Below are 261 nucleotides of genomic sequence, written 5' to 3' on the forward strand. Positions count from 1 at the left end.
GCGGTTTCGCTTCCCGTTGTATCGGCCATTGTAGTACGTGTGTAGCCCAGGTCATAAGGGGCATGATGATTTGACGTCATCCCCACCTTCCTCCGGTTTGTCACCGGCAGTCATCCTAGAGTGCCCATCCGAAATGCTGGCAACTAAGATCAAGGGTTGCGCTCGTTGCGGGACTTAACCCAACATCTCACGACACGAGCTGACGACAACCATGCACCACCTGTCTCCTCTGTCCCGAAGGAAAGCCCTATCTCTAGGACG

The 261-nt window shown here is 54.8% G+C and carries 1 rRNA gene; it reads right to left on the reverse strand.

Going from position 1 to position 261, the window contains the following annotated elements:
• Positions 1–261: ribosomal RNA gene (locus M3194_RS31865) — 16S ribosomal RNA — on the reverse strand; the annotation flags it as partial.

It is taken from the genome of Paenibacillus glycanilyticus, from assembly GCF_023715145.1.
In the GTDB taxonomy this organism is placed as follows: domain Bacteria; phylum Bacillota; class Bacilli; order Paenibacillales; family Paenibacillaceae; genus Pristimantibacillus; species Pristimantibacillus glycanilyticus_A.